Origin of the sequence: Yoonia sediminilitoris (assembly GCF_003058085.1) — a bacterium.
GTDB lineage: Bacteria > Pseudomonadota > Alphaproteobacteria > Rhodobacterales > Rhodobacteraceae > Yoonia > Yoonia sediminilitoris.
The window spans coordinates 66869-82648 of the sequence record NZ_QBUD01000017.1; the positions used below are offsets into that span (position 1 = coordinate 66869).

General features: G+C 55.2%; 15 protein-coding genes, 2 tRNA genes and 1 pseudogene. 6 read left to right on the forward strand and 12 right to left on the reverse strand.

The features are described 5' to 3' along the window. Window positions 1-15 precede the first annotated feature (15 nt). Window positions 16-615 (reverse strand): GcrA family cell cycle regulator, encoded by a 600-nt coding sequence (locus tag C8N45_RS20745; protein ID WP_108388578.1) that lies wholly within the window; start codon window positions 613-615, stop codon window positions 16-18. A gap of 211 nt (window positions 616-826) precedes the next feature. Here C8N45_RS20745 and C8N45_RS20750 point away from each other — a divergent pair, with 211 nt between their 5' ends. Beyond that, a complete protein-coding gene (locus tag C8N45_RS20750; protein ID WP_108388580.1) occupies window positions 827-1630 on the forward strand; it encodes an ABC transporter permease in 804 nt (267 codons plus the stop codon). Here the strand turns inward: C8N45_RS20750 and C8N45_RS20755 are convergent. Further along, the gene (locus C8N45_RS20755) at window positions 1619-2041 is read right to left on the reverse strand and encodes a hypothetical protein (RefSeq protein ID WP_108388582.1); all 423 of its coding nucleotides are present in this window, start codon (window positions 2039-2041) and stop codon (window positions 1619-1621) included. The genes C8N45_RS20750 and C8N45_RS20755 overlap by 12 nt on opposite strands. A gap of 435 nt (window positions 2042-2476) precedes the next feature. Between C8N45_RS20755 and C8N45_RS20760 the strand changes: the two genes are divergently transcribed. From C8N45_RS20760 to argF, 3 genes are all read left to right on the forward strand, one after another. Then, window positions 2477-3655: an aspartate aminotransferase family protein gene (locus C8N45_RS20760; RefSeq protein ID WP_108388616.1), complete on the forward strand. Its 1179-nt coding sequence runs from the start codon at window positions 2477-2479 to the stop codon at window positions 3653-3655. Then, window positions 3648-4130 carry a GNAT family N-acetyltransferase gene (locus tag C8N45_RS20765; RefSeq protein ID WP_108388584.1) on the forward strand — a complete coding sequence of 161 codons (483 nt, stop codon included), beginning with the start codon at window positions 3648-3650 and terminating at the stop codon, window positions 4128-4130. Before C8N45_RS20760 ends, C8N45_RS20765 begins: the two co-directional genes overlap by 8 nt. Window positions 4131-4217: 87 nt before the next feature. After that, window positions 4218-5123 (forward strand): ornithine carbamoyltransferase, encoded by a 906-nt coding sequence (gene argF / locus C8N45_RS20770; RefSeq protein WP_108388586.1) that lies wholly within the window; start codon window positions 4218-4220, stop codon window positions 5121-5123. Window positions 5124-5129: 6 nt separating this feature from the next. On the opposite strand, the gene C8N45_RS20775 is transcribed toward argF, so the two are convergent. The 7 genes from C8N45_RS20775 to C8N45_RS20805 form a co-directional block, all read right to left on the reverse strand. Beyond that, window positions 5130-5819, reverse strand: coding sequence for a hypothetical protein (locus C8N45_RS20775; protein ID WP_114427874.1), 690 nt, complete (start codon window positions 5817-5819; stop codon window positions 5130-5132). 177 nt (window positions 5820-5996) lie between these two features. Further along, complete coding sequence (locus C8N45_RS20780) at window positions 5997-6488, reverse strand: NUDIX hydrolase (protein WP_245882785.1); 492 nt, start codon at window positions 6486-6488, stop codon at window positions 5997-5999. Window positions 6489-6537: 49 nt separating this feature from the next. Next, window positions 6538-8943: an ATP-dependent helicase HrpB gene (gene hrpB, locus C8N45_RS20785; RefSeq protein ID WP_108388590.1), complete on the reverse strand. Its 2406-nt coding sequence runs from the start codon at window positions 8941-8943 to the stop codon at window positions 6538-6540. Window positions 8944-9057: 114 nt separating this feature from the next. Continuing rightward, window positions 9058-9456, reverse strand: a complete 399-nt coding sequence (locus C8N45_RS20790; protein WP_114427875.1) for a hypothetical protein — start codon at window positions 9454-9456, stop codon at window positions 9058-9060. Window positions 9457-9629: 173 nt separating this feature from the next. Next, window positions 9630-9914 (reverse strand): 50S ribosomal protein L28, encoded by a 285-nt coding sequence (rpmB, locus tag C8N45_RS20795; RefSeq protein WP_108388620.1) that lies wholly within the window; start codon window positions 9912-9914, stop codon window positions 9630-9632. Window positions 9915-10156: 242 nt separating this feature from the next. After that, complete coding sequence (meaB, locus tag C8N45_RS20800) at window positions 10157-11164, reverse strand: methylmalonyl Co-A mutase-associated GTPase MeaB (RefSeq protein ID WP_108388594.1); 1008 nt, start codon at window positions 11162-11164, stop codon at window positions 10157-10159. Window positions 11165-11906: 742 nt separating this feature from the next. Continuing rightward, window positions 11907-12224: an arginine transporter gene (locus tag C8N45_RS20805; protein WP_108388596.1), complete on the reverse strand. Its 318-nt coding sequence runs from the start codon at window positions 12222-12224 to the stop codon at window positions 11907-11909. A gap of 973 nt (window positions 12225-13197) precedes the next feature. Between C8N45_RS20805 and C8N45_RS20810 the strand changes: the two genes are divergently transcribed. Further along, window positions 13198-13272, forward strand: a tRNA-Phe gene (locus C8N45_RS20810). A 326-nt stretch (window positions 13273-13598) separates the two neighbouring features. Next, window positions 13599-13669: transfer RNA gene (locus tag C8N45_RS23340), tRNA-Val, on the forward strand. 285 nt (window positions 13670-13954) lie between these two features. Here C8N45_RS23340 and C8N45_RS23045 read toward each other — a convergent pair. The 3 genes and pseudogenes from C8N45_RS23045 to C8N45_RS20830 all read right to left on the reverse strand — a co-directional run. Continuing rightward, a complete protein-coding gene (locus C8N45_RS23045; protein WP_168769542.1) occupies window positions 13955-14755 on the reverse strand; it encodes a hypothetical protein in 801 nt (266 codons plus the stop codon). After that, the gene (locus C8N45_RS20825; RefSeq protein WP_114427876.1) at window positions 14730-15194 is read right to left on the reverse strand and encodes a hypothetical protein; all 465 of its coding nucleotides are present in this window, start codon (window positions 15192-15194) and stop codon (window positions 14730-14732) included. The genes C8N45_RS23045 and C8N45_RS20825 overlap by 26 nt, the downstream gene beginning before the upstream one ends. A gap of 483 nt (window positions 15195-15677) precedes the next feature. Then, window positions 15678-15780: pseudogene (locus C8N45_RS20830) on the reverse strand (integrase catalytic domain-containing protein); the annotation flags it as partial.

Here is a 15780-nt window from a genome sequence, read left to right on the forward strand (position 1 = left end):
CGATCTGGCGTCTGACTAGCGCCGACGATCCCGGCGCGATGACATCGGCTGGAAGGCGACGCCCACGTGTGCTTCGCAATAGGGTTTGCCTTGCTGGACGCCCAATCCGCAGAACCAGAAATCTTCGGTTGCAGGGTCACCAACAGGCCATTTGCAGGTCTTTTCAGTCAGCTCCATCAGGCTAAGTCGCTTGGCCGTCTTTTCGACCTCACTGACCTTCGCCAATGCCTCTGGGCTGATTTCATTGGCGGACGGCTGCGGCGGCAACGGCTGACCGGCAGGGATGATCGCCCGGCGTGCAGCAGAGATTGGAATGCCGTTTTCGTCCAGCTCGACTTCTTCTTTTACCGCGGGCACAGCCGGTGATGCGGGTTTGGCCTTTGCGGCGGGCTTTGGTGCGGGCTTTGCTGCTGCCGGTGCCGCACGTTCCTTTGGCGCAGCCTTGGCGGTTGCGCTGCGGTTTGACGTGGCACGGTTGGACAGGCCCAGACGGTGCACTTTGCCAATCACGGCATTGCGCGTCACACCGCCGAGTTCCTTGGCGATTTCACTGGCAGAGTGTTCATCCGCCCACATTTTCTTGAGCTTTTCAACACGCTCATCGGTCCAGGACATAAAGATTCCTTTGGTTTGCTGTACTGACATGCGCAATAGCAGGCAGGTCTATCGATCTCGTTAGCTCTTTATAGTAATCACTGTTGTCGCCGATGTGAAGATACCGCCGCGCACAAACCTTATGTCTTGCCTGTTGCGCGACTTGTGCACTTCTTGCTGGCCAAACACGTCGTGGACGTTATGACGGGGGGACGCAACAAGCAGATGGCAAATGACACAACAAACTTCAATGGGCGTGCGTCGTTTCGGCCGGGTGAACTGGCTGGGGACGCGCACATTAATATGGCGGGAAGTCCGCCGGTTCATGAACGTCTGGTCGCAGACTGTCATGGCACCGCTGATCAATGCAGGGCTGTTCCTGATGATTTTCACGATCGCCATCGGCCCAACGCGCGGAGACGTTATGGGGGTGCCGTTTGTGACGTTTCTGGCACCGGGCATCCTGACCATGACGGTTATTCAGAACGCTTTTGCAAACACTTCGTCCAGTATCACCTCAGCCAAAGTGCAGGGCAATATTGTCGACACGCTGATGCCGCCACTTTCGGCAGCTGAGCTTGTTGTGGGCTATATCGGCGGGGCGGTACTGCGCGGGGCGCTCGTCGCTGTTGTCATCGCGGCAGGGGCGGCTATTTTTCTGGGCGTCGGGATGGAACACCCGGTTTGGGCGATTGTTTTTGTTTTGCTGGGGTCTGTCTTGATGGGTGGTCTGGGCATGATCGCCGCAATCTATGCCAACAAATTTGATCAACTGTCAGCGATTTCGAACTTTCTGATCACGCCGCTCGCCTTTTTGTCGGGGACCTTCTACTCGATTGAGGCATTGCCGCCCTTCATGCAAACGCTCAGCCATATCAACCCGTTCTTCTATATCATTGACGGGGTTCGCTACGGCATGATCGGGGTCAGTGACAGCAGCCCCTGGATCGGGCTTTGCGTGGTCGGTGTCGCCTGTATCGCTGTCCTGGCACTCTGCTGGCGCTGGATGGACAGGGGATATCGGCTAAAGGCCTAGGTAGGATTCGCGTAAGGGGATCCCCCGTTCCGCCATAACGTCGGAGAGTGCTTCGATGCTGGGTAGATCGCCTGCAAATGTGCCCTCTTCCCGGCCATCCTTGTAAACGATCGTGACCGTACATTCCGCGCTGACCTCGGTGATGCGCAGATAAGCGATATTGTCGAGCGGGATGGCACGCGGCCTGCGCCATGCTGCCAGCACGAGGTAATTGTCATCCACCCGTATGCCGGACACCGGATGCGGCAGCAGCATCCAGTAAAGGGTTGCAGCCCCCAAACCCCAGGCAAGTGCGGTCAGATGATGTGCCCCTGTCAGTGCAATCACCATGATCAGCAGTGCCAGACTGACTACCGATAGCCGCATCACCCACAAGTTTGGCGCCCGGCGATACTCGTAAACCTCGTTCATGAAATCGCAACTAGATGACGATCATGGCTGCAATTTGTTCCTTCGGTAGCGTGTTTAAGGAATTACTAACAAGGCGTTTTTCGCGGCGCTGCGTCAGCAGGTAAAGTTGTGCCTGTCAGAAAACGCGCAACCGTCAGGGTGCTGATATCATCGGGAAATCTCCCAAATCTCCCATTGTCGTGTGGTCCTGTAAAGAGTGGCGGATACCGCCAAAGGCAGCGGGCTTCATACCCGACAGCTCTACAGTGCACTTAGTACTTTCTTCCTGACAAAAACCACGCTATCAGACCGTCATGATGAAACAGGCACAAAAGAACATTCGACGTCGACGCTGAAACGCGGCGCCCGTTCACTCGTCTTCATCTAACCCCCTAAAATTATTGACACTCCGGTTTGGTTCTGCACCATTCAGGTACTTCGCAAAGGATGATCGCCATGATCCCATCAATTCTGCCGACCTATGCACGTGCGCCGCTGACCTTCATATCTGGTGAAGGGTCTTGGTTGACGGAAGCAGACGGGCGACGTTTTCTTGATTTCGGGGCGGGAATTGCGGTGAACGTACTGGGTCATGCGCATCCTGCGCTGGTCGCAGCGTTGACAGAGCAGGCCAAGACGCTTTGGCATGTCTCGAACCTTTATAATATCCCAGCGCAGCAGAAATTGGCGGATGCTTTGGTTGATAAGACCTTTGCAGATACGGTGTTTTTTACAAATTCCGGAACGGAAGCCTGCGAACTGGCCGTCAAGATGGCACGGAAATACTGGTTCGACAAAGGCAGCGACCGGACAGATATAATCACCTTCAGCGGCTCGTTTCACGGACGTTCGAGCGCAGGGATCGCTGCCGCCGGATCAGAGAAAATGACCAAGGGGTTCGGCCCCTTGCTGCCCGGTTTCATCCACCTTGAATTCGGCGATCATGAGGCGCTGAATGCAGCGGCCAATGACAGAGTTGCGGCAATCATGGTTGAACCTGTGCAGGGCGAAGGCGGGATCAGACCGCTGCCGGATGCATGCCTCAAGGGATTGCGTGACTTGTGTGACACACATGGGATTTTGCTGATCCTTGATGAGGTGCAATGCGGGATGGGCCGGACGGGCAAACTGTTTGCGCACGAATGGGCCGGGATCACGCCGGATATCATGATGATTGCCAAAGGCATTGGCGGGGGCTTTCCGCTGGGGGGCGTCCTGGCGACACAAGAGGCGGCATCGGGGATGACCGCAGGCACCCATGGGTCCACTTACGGGGGCAATCCGTTGGCCTGCGCGGTTGGGGCCAAGGTGCTGGAAATCGTGGGGGATGACGCATTTATGTCAGATGTTAATCGCAAGGCGGGGCTCTTGCGCCAAAAGCTCGAGTCGCTTGTTGATGGCAATCCGGATGTTTTTGAAAGCGTGCGTGGGTCCGGTCTGATGCTGGGGCTGAAGTGCAAGGTTGCCAATAGCGACGTCGTCAACGCTGGCTATGCCAATGGCCTGCTGACAGTGCCTGCAGCCGACAATGTGGTGCGGCTGCTGCCCGCGTTGAACATCGGGGAAGATGATATCGAAATGGCCGTCGAAAAACTGGAAAACGCGGCACAACAGATCACAAGGGCCCATGCGTAACTATGAATTTCGCACCCTGACCAAACAGGACCTGCCGCAATTGGGGTCCTGGCTGCAATTGCCGCATGTCAAGGTTTGGTGGGGCGATGCGGAACAACAGGTTGCGTTGATAGAAAAAGACATGAACAACACTGCGGTTGACATGCTGATCGTTGCGCTGTCGGGGCGTCCATTCGCCTATATCCGGCATCACGATGCGCATCTGTTCCAGATGCCGGAATATGGCGACCTGCCTGTCGGTACGCGGGTCATCGCTACATTTGTAGGCGACCCCGACTTTCTGGGGCAGGGGCATGCGGTCGGCTATATCGAAACCTTTATCAGGGATTTGCGTTTGCATTATCCTCTCGTCGCCGTCGCGGCAGGCACAACCGACACGCGCATGATCGGGGTCTATAGCCAGGCGGGCTTTCACAAACGACGATTTGCACCAACTTCCGATGGGAGACTGGTTCAGGTCATGACCCATCACTAGACTTCTTTTGGCCCAAAATATCCCGGGGGAGGCCGTAAGGCCGGGGGCAGCACCCCAATTTTCCCGGCACAACAAAAAGCGAAACGTATGAACCATTTTCTCGATATCAACGTAACACCGTCTGATGACCTAAGCGGGATTATTCAGAACGCACAGCAAATGAAACAAGCCCGCGCGGGCCTGCCAAAAGGTACGCCGGACAGCGAACAGCCTCTGGCGGGGCATATGGTGGCGCTGATCTTTGAAAAGCCATCTACAAGGACGCGCGTATCGTTTGATGTGGGTGTGCGCCAAATGGGCGGACAGACACTGGTGCTTTCGGGTGCGGATATGCAGTTGGGCCATGGTGAGACAATCGCAGACACGGCGCGGGTCCTTTCGCGATATGTTGATCTGATCATGATCCGCACGTTCGAGGAACAAACGCTGCTGGATATGGCCGAATATGCCACTGTCCCGGTCATCAACGGGCTGACCAACCGCACGCACCCCTGCCAGATCATGGCCGATATCATGACATTCGAAGAACATAACGGCCCGATCAAAGGCAAGAAAGTCGTCTGGTCGGGCGATGGCAACAATGTCTTTGCCAGTTTTGCCCATGCAGCCGAGAAATTTGATTTTGATCTGGTTTTTACCGGGCCGCCGCCGCTTGACCCGGAACCTGCATTGGCTGGCCTTTACACAACCGTGCGCGACCCCAACGAGGCTGTGCAGGGTGCGGACCTTGTTGTGACCGACACATGGGTGTCGATGCATGACCCGCAGTCAGCGCGTGAGCGGCGCCACAATCAGTTGCGTGGCTATCAGGTCAATGATGCGCTGATGGCACAGGCCAAGGATGATGCATTGTTCATGCACTGCCTGCCTGCCCACCGCGATGATGAGGCAACAAGCAGCGTCATGGACGGGCCCCATTCGGTCATCTTTGATGAGGCCGAAAACAGGATGCACGCCCAGAAGGCCATCATGCGCTATTGTTTGGGTAAATAGGCGGGGCTAGAGCGATATCTTCGGCGCCAGAAAATGATGAATGTCGGCCAGCATGGCTGTGCTGACAGTGCCAGCAGTCGCCAATGCGTCTAGCCGGGTGACATTACCTGCTGGCGCAGGCACGGACCATACGGCTGATATCATTGTGTTTTTATCCAAGGTCAAGACTGGCAATTCACAGGTTCCGTCGTAGCAAGTCAGCATTACCGGGAGCGGGCCACCGAATGGATTAGACAACTGACAGGCGATTGGGCTGTCAGGGGGCTGGCTGGCGGTGACACATATGGCCGTTTCGGACGTGCGGATGACAACGTGATTTCGGCTGCGCATTTGCAGATAGGGCACTGCCGAAAGCTCCTGCCGCGCGGGAATATCATTGACCTGCCCCTGCACCACCAACGATGATAAGTCGGCTGAAACGGTCGTTGGATCAAAGCGAATTTTGGGAACAATTGGGATAGGGTGGTTGTGCCCATCAACATGCAACTGTTCAACCTTCACACATCGTTCTGGGCGCTCCATCAGCAGTTGCGTGCTTTCGTCAACAACCCGAATGATCGGACCGCCGCGCATGATCCCGCCTGCGGCGTCATATCGGCCAAAGTCAACAAAACGAATGATATCCGGGCAGTCTTGTGCAACGGCCGCCGTCAGGCTTAACAGCCATAAAAGACCGGTACAGGTGAACAATCGCATATAAGCCCCTTCAGCTTGCACTGTGCAGTATCTGCCGAGTTCGCTGACTGATCAAGGAAGGTGTCTCAAGCGTTTCGCCTTTAACCTCAGGCATCAGATAAAGGCGGAGCACCCACGACATACGAACGCTGCAATGCGTTTCCCGAATGGCTGTGATTCAGGTTTTCGCGAAATGCCCTAGATCTCACATGCGGGCAGACAGCGCGCCAGCGCATCCGACAAAGCCGGCAGGCTCACTTCTGATGCGGCCTGCGCAAAAGGTACCCATCTGCGATCACGCTTGTGGGCTTCGGGAAAGTCATTCGCCAGTGACTGCACTTCGATGTCGAAGATCTGAACATGGCAGGGTACAGACGCACGGTTCGCAAGTGTCTTTTTTGTATGATAGTGGCCAATGGGAGTATCGGTGATGCATTTGGCGATAACGCCAGCCTCTTCCCAGGCTTCCAGGGCTGCGGCGTCACCATCTCTTATACCTTCTTCGGTCCATCCTTTGGGCAATATCCAGCGGCCTGACGAACTCGTTATCAGCAAAAGCTCCCGCCCCTGATAACCCGGCCGATGGCAAAAGGCCGCCACCTGCAAAGCAGGTTCTTGTTGCAGGATTTGGTGTGGCGCGGTCGCCCGCATTGTTTCCGAGATAAAGGACATGCCCAGACGGTAAATCATTTTACCTAAGAGAAACTTAACGCAAGAGCAAAGGCATCCTGTCCCCCGGTCACGTCCCCCGCGGTTTTGCACGCAGGGTCGGGTCGGCTTGGGTCGGGTCCTCTGGCCACGGATGCCTTGGATATCGACCACGCATATCACGTCTTACATCTGCATAGGAACTGGCCCAGAAACCGACGATATCCTGGGTGACTTGCACAGGTTTCTGGCCCGGTGAAAGGAGCGTCACGCGCAATGGCATCCGCCCAACGGTCGGGTGGCGGGTGACGCCGAACATTTCCTGCAATCGCAAAGTGATTGCAGGGGCGTCTCCGGCATAGTCGATGGGAATGCGGCGCCCCAAAGGCGTTTCGAAATGCGCCGGTGCCTGTGTGTCCAACCGCTGCATCTGGTCCCAGTCCAGCATTGCCCGCAAGGCAGGCAGCACGTCAAAGCGTCGCCAGTCCGACGCACTGCGTACATTTTGCAGATAGGGTAAAAGCCAGTCTTCGAGCGTGTCTAGCAGCGTGTCATCGTCCATCCGGGGAAGGTCATCAATAAGCGCCACGCGCGCCTGAAACCGGGCCGCTGCGGGGGACAAGCGCAAGCCAAGCTGGCGGACGCCCTCCAGCATAGCGCGCGCAACCAGATCGTCGGGCGCGTCGGCCCACACCCGGTCGTCCAGCACCAGCGCACCAAAACATTCCTGCTTGCGCGACAGAACCTGATTGTCGCGCTTGGACCAGAGGCACAGATCGCGCCAGTGGATATCATCTGAGAACATGTCGCGCAGCTCACTTTCGCTGATCGACGTTGCCTGCCTGATGCGCGCTTCGCGGGCGTCCCCGTCAAGATCACTGACCACAATCAGGCGCTGACCTGCCAACGGATCACCTGCATCCATCACAGCGCCTTTTCCCCCCGATAAAACATAACGCGGTGCGTCGCCTTTGCGGCGCAGTCCGATCCGGTCTGGATAAGCAAGCGCCAGTTGCTGTGCGGTCGATCGTGCAGGTTGGGCGGACGCATCGCGGGTCAGACGCGGAATGTCAGCTTTGATTTGGGACAGGGCCGCATGCTGAACCTCGCCTGGCCCCGCATAGTTGCCATTGAGAGCGCGCAGGCGCAGGGTGACGTCAACGGGCGCTCCGCGCAACGGGTCACGACCGGAAAGTAGGGCAGCAAGTGGTGCGGCTTGCTTGCCAGCCAGCTGCAACATATGCCCCAGACGGGGATGAAGCGGCAGGGCTGCCAATGCGCGGCCATGGGCGGTGATGCGCTGATTGCCGTCCAAAGCGCCAAGGTTTTGTAGCAGCGTGCGTGCCTCTGCCAAAGCACCGGGTGGCGGCGGGGTCAAAAAGCACAGCTCATCGCTGCCCCAAATGGCCAGCTCCAGCGCGAGCGCGGCAAGATCGGCAGACTCGATCTCTGCCGGGGCAAAGGCGGGCAGGGCGCCATGCTCGCCTTTGGTCCAAAGGCAAAAGGCATCACCGGGCGCGACACGGCCTGCCCGCCCAGCGCGCTGCGTGGCCTCGGCCCGGCTGACTTTTTCAGTGACAAGTCGTGACATACCTGAGCCCGGATCAAATCGCGCCCGGCGCGCGCGCCCGGCATCAACAACGACACGGATGTCGGAAATCGTCAGGGATGTTTCCGCGATGGAGGTGGAGAGCACAATCTTTCGACCCGTTTGGGCCGGGGCAATCGCGGCGCGCTGTTCTTTGAAGGGCAAAGCCCCATAAAGCGGCTGAATGAGGCAATCACCGGGCAGGCGGTGCGAAAGGGCGGCGGCTGTACGCTTGATTTCTCCCTCGCCGGGCAGAAAAACAAGAACACCACCTTCGGTGCGGGACACAACCTTTGTGACAAGATCGGCGGTCGCCTGTTCGAGACGGGTGTTTTTGGGAAGTGCGCGGTCCAGAAAATGGGTCGTAACCGGGTAGGTTCTTCCTTTGGATGTCACGACCGGGGCGGCGTCGAGCATAGCCGCAACCGGGTCAGCATCCAGCGTGGCAGACATGACAACAAGCAAAAGGTCAGGGCGGAGCACCTGACGCAGTTCCCATGCCAATGCGAGCCCAAGGTCGGCATTCAGCGAGCGCTCGTGAAATTCGTCAAAGATGAGGGCGCCAACATCGGTCAAGGCAGGGTCGGCCTGGATCATGCGGGTCAGGATGCCTTCGGTAACGACCTCAATCCGCTGGCCCGGCTTGTGATCGCCGCGCATTCTGTAGCCCACCGTCTGGCCCGGCTTTTCATTCAGACCCTCGGCCAAACGTTCTGCCGCAGCGCGCGCCGCGATCCGGCGTGGTTCAAGCATGATAGTCTTGCCTTTGACGAGTCCCGCATCAAGCAAGGCGTGCGGCACGCGGGTCGTCTTTCCGGCACCCGGCGGGGCTTGCAAGACGACGCAGCCGTGCTCTGAAAGCGCGGTAACAAGATCGGGCAGCACAGGATCAATTGGAAGTGCAATCATCAGGCTTTGTCGGCCGGTGTGCGGGGGTGGGTCAAGACCCACCTTACGCTACATTTTCTGTTATGCATTGAAGGACTGTAAGATGGATTTCAATCCATCCCCTTTGTGGGATGACTACCGTATTTCTGCCACGCCAATATGCCGCCCATCGCGCCCATTGATGATGTGAATCTCGTTGAACGCATTCAGATCAATTTGCCCCGGCACTTCGAACACTTGCAGCCCCTTTGTCATCGACAGTTGACCCAAATGCGCCCTTTGATCGGGCTGTCCATCACGGCCCAGCCGCAATAGCAGTTGCGCGGTCGGATCTGTGTCAAAGGCCGTTTCAAGGACGATCAGCGCGGGTCCTTCGTTTGTTTCGACAATTGTAACACCGCGTTTTGCAATAAAGTCGATCCCATCGGTCCAGCCTTGCGTTTCCTTTGCGTCAGCATGCGCGGCCGAGGCAAACAGAAATAGAGGCAATATTATCCATCCGCCCAACAGGCGTGGCAAAAAATATATCATCATCAAATCCCCTTGCGCGCAGCGATCTGCCACGATGGAAGTGATTTGAAAATATGCACGATCTTTGATGTTTCAATGCAATCAAATGTGATCGGCAAACAAGTCGTGGCGTTCAAACGAAAATGACCCGGATGAAACCATCCAGGTCATTCGAAGAAATCATTGGTCTATTTGGCTTAGGCCACAGTCGCCTTCTGGATCTCAGTCTTGACCTTCCGTGCAGCAACCGACAATTCCGCTTCTTTTGCTTTGGCCATAAACGCATCCAACCCACCACGGTGGTCGACCGTGCGCAGTGCCGCATTTGAAATACGGAATTTGAAAGAGCGGCCCAACACGTCGGACTGAAGCGTTACATCCTGCAGATTGGGCAGAAACCGACGGCGGGTTCGGTTTTTGGCGTGGCTGACATTGTTGCCCGACATCGGGCCTTTTCCGGTCAATTCGCAACGGCGCGACATGGGCGTTTTCCTTGTGTTATAGAACATCACCGTCTGTACGAGGGGATATCCTGTCATAGGGCTGAGCCCGGCAGAGCCGAGCTGTGGAATAAGATCAGCGCCAGATATGAGGATTCCGTCAACCAGTCAACCCGGTTTTCACAGCCAGGCGTCTGATCTTGCATCCTTTCGCAACTTGCATGGCCACCGGTGTGCGGCAACCCTGCTCCGGGCCGCCGTGAACGCCAACATGGCGTCAATTCTTAGGTTGAGTTGCCGGGCTTTTGGTTGCGTAGGGGCGCGAGCACATAGGCCGCCGCCGCCGCAGGGGTGATCCGACCGGAAAGCAGCTCCTCACGGGCATTGGTCATGCGGGATGCAGTCTCAGGGTCACTGCGCAGCAAATCAAGCAAACCATGCTGAACCTCTTGCTCGAACCAGAATGCCGCCTGTTCCTGCCGCGTCTGTTCCCAGATACCGGTGTCTCGACGCCAGTTTATGAGGTCTTGCATCTCTGCCCAGGCCTGATCCAGCCCAAGGACGTCAATCGCCGAGACGGTCAGCGCCTTGGGAAAGCCATCTGGATCCTGTGGGCGTTTGCGCAATAGCCGTAGGGCAGCGGCGTAGTCGGCACAGGTCCTTATTGCCTGAGACTTCAACGGCCCGTCTGCCTTGTTTACAAGAATGAGGTCCGCCATTTCCATGATCCCGCGCTTGACGCCTTGCAGCTCATCCCCGCCTGCAGGCGCAAGAAGTAGGACAAAAAGGTCGGCCATCTGTGCCACCATCGTTTCCGATTGGCCGACCCCCACTGTTTCAATCAGCACGACATCATAGCCTGCCGCTTCGCACAGCGCGACGGCCTCGCGCGATCGCCGCGCGACCCCCCCAAGTTGGGTTTGGCTCGGGGACGGGCGGATGAAAGCATTCGGATCGCGGGCCAGTAAATCCATCCGCGTCTTGTCACCCAGGATTGAGCCGCCAGAGCGCGCTGACGATGGGTCCACCGCCAGCACTGCAACGCGCATACCCAACCCGGTGAGCATCAGGCCGAAACTTTCAATGAAAGTCGACTTTCCGACGCCGGGTGTCCCTGACAATCCAATCCTGATTGCCTGCTTGGTCGTGCCGACGGCAGCCAGAAGGGCAATTGCCTCCTCCCGGTGATCGTGGCGCCCGCTTTCGACCAGAGTAATGGCGCGGGCAAGTGCCCGACGATCACCATTGCACAGGTTTTTGGCCAAGGTGGTTATGTTCGTTGGTCTTTTCATAGGTTCTCTTTTTATCTGGCGATCGCGTATTGTCCATTGTCTTGGTGCTCCCTTTCAATCAAAGCCGAAGGTATGCACTGGCGGACCTATGAAGCCATCAAGAGTGTAGCGGTGCATGAAGAGCTGAATATTTTGCTTCAAGGTTATGCTGCGTTAACTACATTTCTGGGAGAGAGTTTTTAAGATCGCGGCGCGGATTTGGATATCGTGCAATCTCAGCGTTTGCCGAAAAGCTGCGGGGAGGGTTTTTCGCGAAACGCTATGGGACGGGAATGGATTGAAATCCATCTTACGGTTTGACAACGGTCGTGCCTCGATCAGACGTGCCACGACCAATATGTCTCATTTTTCGGATCGGTTGCAGAGTTGAGGGCCTTGACCGGGTTCCGAGTCCTGTGCCTTTCGGCCTGAGTTTGGGGCCTTTCACTTTTTCAACCTAGCCGGTGTGTAAATCGCAGGCGATTACTCGTTTTTACAGAAACGGACATTCTCGAGGACGCTGTCAATAATCAGACCGGAACGGTCAAAAAGAGCTTATCAGAAAATTCATGCCAGCTTATGTCATGTAGGATTTGAAGAGGGCTTTGCTCTTTCCTTGCAGAGTCTACGCCTGATATTTCTCTGTGGGCAATTTCTGAACATGACAAGATGACCAAGACTGCGCGGTTCGGCGTTGCCACGTATATGGCGACTGACATAGTGATGAATACGTAGAGCCGACGAAGGCTTGTTCGCAAAAGCTTCAGGTCAAGGCCCGACATTGCGAGGCGGCGGTCGTGCTGAAGCGTTTGTAGCGTTGCCAGAATGCTTCATCCCGGGAGTTGTCCGACTGGCGCGTGTCTTGTGCTAATTGCGGTTCGAAAAAGAAGCTTGCTGCGCGGGATTGGTCGCGCTTTGACAGCGTATTGTTTGCAACCTGCTGAACGCACGAGCAAAGTGCGGGGGTTGCTGCCTTTCGGTTCACTGCGAGACATGCATCACTGACCGAGCCCGACACATTCGGCCCGCCTCCACATGCGGCAAGAACAAAAAGTGCTCCAAGAAACTTGAAACTGCGCATCAATATGTACCTCAACCGGCCCCTGTCTTTGCAGGAGGTCCATCATGTCGTGCCCCACAAGTTCCACTATGGCTGCCGACTCGTTTGGATGCAATTACAGATCGCGTCAAAGGCGTTTTGGCGGTGCAAGTTTTTGAAACCAAGGAACACGCGAATGGCACGCATGATGCGCCGGCATCCAACGATGCCCGCCTAGCAAACCCGAGCAGACGCGGAGAATGTGCTACCGCAATGCCGGCCCACGATGCGCCGAGACAGGGTTGCAGCACGCCTCAGAACAGGGGTCTGCCGCGGGCAAGCCGTTCTTTAAGGGGAGGTGCGGGCATCAACTTCAAAACAGTTATTTCATGTCAATGGCTTTTTGTATCGCATCCTGAAATCTGACGAATTGCTCACCGGCCCGGCCAATCTGTTTCTTCTGCCGCCGCCGACCTCAAGGTCAATACAAAGCGGCCCAATGAGCTTTGGTCGGCCGATTTTTCGAAATTGAAGGTCAGAGGCTGGGCCGCTACGATCTTTTGTAATCCTCGACAGCCCGCGACGACGACAGCATAGACAAAATTTCTTGGAAGCTCTGCGTCTTGAAGTATGCCCGGTTGTCGCCGACATTCGGAATTTTGCGCAGGGCGGAAAGAGCGCTGCACAATTACAGGGACCAAACGAACCAGACCGCCTCATGGATCAGGCCGTTCTTTGGCTGAAAACGCTTCCGACTGCCTTTCGCCGAAGGTTGAACGCCTGCATATCATCGCTGACATCAACGCCCGATTCCTAGAGGGTAGACCGCAACACTCACTGTCTTTGCGGTTTTTGACCGATGGCTCATTCCCATCGCCAAACGCCCTTGTTAAGGTTGAAATGGCAGGGCTCTGGGAGGGTCGGAAATGTTATGAGATATTGCCGAACTTCCCTCTGGACACCTGGTTCACGCCCGTCTAAACAGCCGCTACCCGACGGGGAAACCCGTCCCGTTGCCCGGGTAGCTCAGGGGTAGAGCAGTGGATTGAAAATCCTCGTGTCGGTGGTTCGATTCCGCCCCCGGGCACCATTTATATTGATTTTATTGTATAATATTGGTGTGGAGGGGGCATTTGAGGGGGCGAATCTCTCCCGGTGCCGACCCGGACGCTCAGAATTAAATACCAGACGATGGACTGCTCAAAGTGAAGCCGTCTCCCGTTTATCCATTAGCTGTGCGTTTTACTTCAAGTTTCTAACTTCCGAGAGCGAGCGCGTGCGGCGGTAAGCCGAAATTAAATTCGTCGAGTTGATGGCTGGACTGTTACAGCTTGATGAAGCTGAACGGTTGGACTTCGGATTTTATCGCGTCATCCGTTATAACAACCAAGAAGTGAAAGCGTTCCTTGGCGAGATTGTTCAGGATGGCGACGAGCGCTTCGTTTACACCGAAGATGTCGGGAGTTCGAGCCTCTCACGAACCACCATTCACAAGCCAATAAAAATCAATTACTTAAATGGCTTATGACGTAGGATTCCATGGTAACCCGAATAGGAATCCATGGTAATATGGCCACAAAGTGCTGGTAAGTTTTTGACGATTTACGTGCGATTCTGATCCTAACGCGTATCGCTTGCAAATGCTAATCAAACCACTCTCGGTGTGCGCGGGTTCGGTTTGTTTTGTCGTGTCGCAAAGTCGCTGTTCTATCGAAGTAGCCAGCCGCTATCTTCAAACTTTTATTTTTGATCCGTCGGGGGCTCGGAAAGGATCAGTAAAGTTGATCAATTCTGTCTAAGACCCTCGACATCGAGACTTCAAGGGCATTACGAGTAGCTGTATTGCTTGTGGTCACGTGACCGAAGCGTTGTATTTTATAGTGATCACTCATGTCGCGGGGGCCGAGTTGAAATCCTCCGACGTGTACTACTCCGAAGGCTCCGTGAGAGTAATTTTCCAAATAAGTGGGCCAACGTCTTCCTGTTCCGGCGGTACCATGCTCATCCATCATGCGGTGAGTAACCGAACCTCTGAGTTGAGTGACATGGGCGAGGTCGAACATTCTAGCCAAAGTTTGGCGCATTTCATCAGAGTTTCCACTCCTTAGTTTGTCTTTGCACTCGATTCCTAAAAACGGCAGACCGCGAGGGTATTGGGCATTTGTCGCCCGAATACCTTGTGGAATTTCAGTGGGCAAAAGGGCGATATCCCACTCATGGCGAGCGCCGCTTCTTCCTTTGTGTTGGAGTCCATGATGCAGTTCGAGGGTGCGGGGTTCTGAACCGCCAGACCTGTGCAGGCGAGCAAAGCAAGGGTCGCCGACTGCTTGAGACAAACCACTTGGTCCGCCGCTGAAAACAAAAGGATGGTTAGGAGGAAGGCGGGAGCCATCACCTTGATGCAAAGTAACCTGCCAGCCTGTTTTCTGTCTTGCAGCGTCTGCAAGTGTCATAAAAACCCATGCTTCTAGTGCTTTTCCTGTTCCGCCGGGTATAGAAGAAATTGCATTGGCCGCTGACAGCCGTCTTAACATTGCGCGGAGTTGTCTAGTCCGCTTCGGATCCAGAGCCATATTCTTGATCTTCGTCCTCTATAATGTGTTTCAAAATGTGGTCCAAAGCTGTCACGACGCGATGTCTGCGAAGTGATGTCCATTCCTCAGCGCGCGTCTTTTCTGCGAAGACAGATTTGGACCCATCTTCGAACCCTGTTTCGCTAAGTTGGCTAGGTGGAGTGTAAACTATCTTTGCCGTCGCCTGCTCTTGTATGTCAGAGGCAATTTTTTCAGTTTCCGCTACATGCAACTCAGCAAGCACGATTTGAAAACGGAGAAATTCAACGGCCCGGTTCAAAGGATCCACAGATTCCTGAACTTCCTGCCATTCAGTGTCATCGCCTTGGTGGGAAAGAGGCTCAGCAAGTGCGTATGCCATCATTTCACCAGCTAAACTGGGCATGCCTGCCTCTGCAACTATAGCAGTGAGTTCCTGCAACTCTTGCGGTAACAACACAAATGAAACTCCTGCTAAGCTATCGGGTTGGTGATGTTATAGGTAATGCCTTGGGAAGTTGTTCGCGGTTTTTGCCTTTAAGGACAGTCTTGTCCTATGCCGGTTTCAATTGAGGGTTGTGGGCCATCGCCAATTAGATTTCGGGATTTGGATCGCCGAAGAGCGAACACGCCTTTGTGGCATCGTAAACCATGCATTTGAAAGTTCAACCTATTGAGGAATAGATCATAACGTCGCAAGCTGTAACGAAAATTACTTCAAAAAATTTGAGCGGTAGTAGATATGGCGACTAGATCAACGAAAAGCGAAGTTAGGTTTGCGTCGCCTTTTTAAAAATATGACTTCCATGGCGACGATTGTGGTGAGCAGAAGGGAGTTATAATGCATAAATTGCATATATGCGTCATATTTTCCATATATGACTTGATATGTGCTCTCTGTTAGCATATCAGCCCTAGAGTTATTCGAGCAAGACGGGGATCAACGTGGAAGATACGGGGCACCGCGCGAGTGCTTCATACCTTTGTCCCGTAACCATCCCGCCAAGTCGCCTGAGACGTAACTGGACCCGTTGTCGCTCAGCAGC

Excerpts from the sequence above, each read along its gene's own strand:
- C8N45_RS20760 (WP_108388616.1), top strand. The coding sequence starts at position 2,477 with ATGATCCCATCAATTCTGCCGACCTATGCACGTGCGCCGCTGACCTTC.
- argF (WP_108388586.1), top strand. The coding sequence starts at position 4,218 with ATGAACCATTTTCTCGATATCAACGTAACACCGTCTGATGACCTAAGC.
- C8N45_RS20780 (WP_245882785.1), bottom strand. The coding sequence starts at position 6,488 with ATGATTTACCGTCTGGGCATGTCCTTTATCTCGGAAACAATGCGGGCG.
- C8N45_RS20750 (WP_108388580.1), top strand. The coding sequence starts at position 827 with ATGACACAACAAACTTCAATGGGCGTGCGTCGTTTCGGCCGGGTGAAC.
- meaB (WP_108388594.1), bottom strand. The coding sequence starts at position 11,164 with ATGAAAAGACCAACGAACATAACCACCTTGGCCAAAAACCTGTGCAAT.
- rpmB (WP_108388620.1), bottom strand. The coding sequence starts at position 9,914 with ATGTCGCGCCGTTGCGAATTGACCGGAAAAGGCCCGATGTCGGGCAAC.
- C8N45_RS20755 (WP_108388582.1), bottom strand. The coding sequence starts at position 2,041 with ATGAACGAGGTTTACGAGTATCGCCGGGCGCCAAACTTGTGGGTGATG.
- hrpB (WP_108388590.1), bottom strand. The coding sequence starts at position 8,943 with ATGATTGCACTTCCAATTGATCCTGTGCTGCCCGATCTTGTTACCGCG.
- C8N45_RS20775 (WP_114427874.1), bottom strand. The coding sequence starts at position 5,819 with ATGCGATTGTTCACCTGTACCGGTCTTTTATGGCTGTTAAGCCTGACG.
- C8N45_RS20790 (WP_114427875.1), bottom strand. The coding sequence starts at position 9,456 with ATGATGATATATTTTTTGCCACGCCTGTTGGGCGGATGGATAATATTG.
- C8N45_RS20765 (WP_108388584.1), top strand. The coding sequence starts at position 3,648 with ATGCGTAACTATGAATTTCGCACCCTGACCAAACAGGACCTGCCGCAA.
- C8N45_RS20805 (WP_108388596.1), bottom strand. The coding sequence starts at position 12,224 with ATGCGCAGTTTCAAGTTTCTTGGAGCACTTTTTGTTCTTGCCGCATGT.
- C8N45_RS23045 (WP_168769542.1), bottom strand. The coding sequence starts at position 14,755 with ATGGCTCTGGATCCGAAGCGGACTAGACAACTCCGCGCAATGTTAAGA.
- C8N45_RS20745 (WP_108388578.1), bottom strand. The coding sequence starts at position 615 with ATGTCCTGGACCGATGAGCGTGTTGAAAAGCTCAAGAAAATGTGGGCG.